Origin of the sequence: Haloferax prahovense DSM 18310, assembly GCF_000336815.1 — an archaeon.
Classification (GTDB): Archaea; Halobacteriota; Halobacteria; order Halobacteriales; family Haloferacaceae; genus Haloferax; species Haloferax prahovense.
The window spans coordinates 1-1,712 of sequence record NZ_AOLG01000055.1 but is presented as its reverse complement, the minus strand read 5'-3'; the positions used below and the strand labels follow the sequence as shown (position 1 = coordinate 1,712).

The following is a 1,712-nucleotide window of genomic DNA, read 5'->3' as shown; positions in this document are numbered from 1 at the left end:
CCATTTGGCTGATTTTCGCCGGGGGTCTCGCGTCGATCTGCTCGACGAACCGGCGGGTCAAGGTCAAGCAAAATTATGAATCGCTCTCGAAAGGCGGCACGATATGGCCGACTCGCGGAGGAAGCGGCGCAGCGGCGCTACGGCCTCGACGCCGACCACGGGAGTTGGCACGACGCCCGAACGTCGGACGGCCGCCCGGTCGAAGTCAAAGCCGCGATGCTGAACCGTCGTGATGGCTCCGAAGGCCGATTCCGAATCTTCGAAGACTATCACGAACGGCTCGCAGAGGAGCGAGGACTGTACGTGTTCGTTCCCTACCGCGCCCGCGGTCGTGGCATCCAAGTCGTGGATATGCGCTCGGTCGATGCCGGTGCTCTCCGGCTCAAGTTCTACGGGGCGGGAGGTCATCGTGGCTCGAACCAAGTCAAGATACATCCGCGCCGGATATTCTGAGCCGGGCGATGTTTAGAATCTCAATCTCGTTCGACGAAAAACGGCGATGTTCAGCTCGTCGACGAAGCTCGCGAACAGCGTTTCTTTATATAGTGGTCGATTCGTCGATTGTTTGACGTGTACGAATCGGTAGAAAGTTCTCTTTTTTCTGGACAGGGGCGACCGGCGTTCCCACGAACGAATGGCGAACGAATGGCGAACGAATGGCGAACGAATGGCGAACGAATGGCGAAGGAACCACCGTATTCGTTCGTCGTTCGCACGTGGGAACGGTTATGGTTCCCTCGTGCGAACGACGAACGAAGTATGAGCGAAGTTGACCTAGACGCGATTGAGGACGCGATGTTGCGACATCGTGACCCGGTTGTGACGACTGGAGACCTAGCCGACGAACTCGGGTGTTCGTCTCGGCACGTCCTGAACCAACTCCGAATCCTAGAGCGAACCGACGACGTGGGAAGCAAGCAAGTCGGCGCTCGGGCGGTTGCATGGTGGCACGTTGACCGAGTGACGCCGCCGACGATGCGCCCGGACGAGCATCCCGACCAGACGGCTCTTGACGACGCGTCTGAGACGAGCGACGACCGCGACGGCTTCGAGGACCTGCTGGCCGACTGGACGCCCGGACGGACGGACGCAAAGCGACAGGAGCAACGTGACGCCGGTCGCGCGGCGCTCCGCGTCCTTCGGGACGATGGTCGGATGACGCGCTCGGATTTTGAGGACGAACTTCTGCCCGCGTTCGCCGTCGAGGACCAGAGCAAAGAGACGTGGTGGCGGAAGTCGGTGCGCCCGGCGCTCCGGCTCGCGGTCGATGACGGCCGCGCAGTCCATCATCACGGACCTCCACACGAATACGAATGGGTCTAGAGGTCGGGTCTCCCTGCCCTAACCCTTGGGGTTAGGGCCGCGGAACACGGTTGCAGACAGGTTCAAAGCTTCTCGCCGTCGATTTCTATGCTCGGAGTCGGCGGTGTACCGGCCGGTAAACCGTATGTCGGTATAGCAATCCGAGTCGGGTCGGCTGGCACCGTCGTCAGCAAGGGCGGTCCGCGGACCGATAGCTCTCGGGAGTTAATTCCATAGACCAAGAACGCAACAAGAACGCAACAAGAGACGCACCAACCGCTAATCGAACCACCAACACAACGCATTCGTGTTAGGGTGTTGAACCTAACCGGGAGCCGGTCGGCGGGGGAGAACCCCCGCGTCTACCGCCCCCCGCTGACGACGCCGCCAGCCGCGGGAGTCCCCGCCCC

At 61.4% G+C, this 1,712-nt stretch carries 2 protein-coding genes; one reads left to right on the top strand and one right to left on the bottom strand.

The window, feature by feature from the left end; translation table 11 throughout:
- Positions 1–63: 63 nt before the first annotated feature.
- Positions 64–408 (bottom strand): hypothetical protein, encoded by a 345-nt coding sequence (locus C457_RS20795; protein ID WP_193363439.1) that lies wholly within the window; start codon positions 406–408, stop codon positions 64–66.
- 351 nt (positions 409–759) lie between these two features.
- On the opposite strand from C457_RS20795, the gene C457_RS17395 reads away from it, so the two are divergent.
- Positions 760–1,323, top strand: coding sequence for an HTH domain-containing protein (locus C457_RS17395; RefSeq protein WP_006600903.1), 564 nt, complete (start codon positions 760–762; stop codon positions 1,321–1,323).
- The last annotated feature ends 389 nt before the right edge of the window (positions 1,324–1,712 follow it).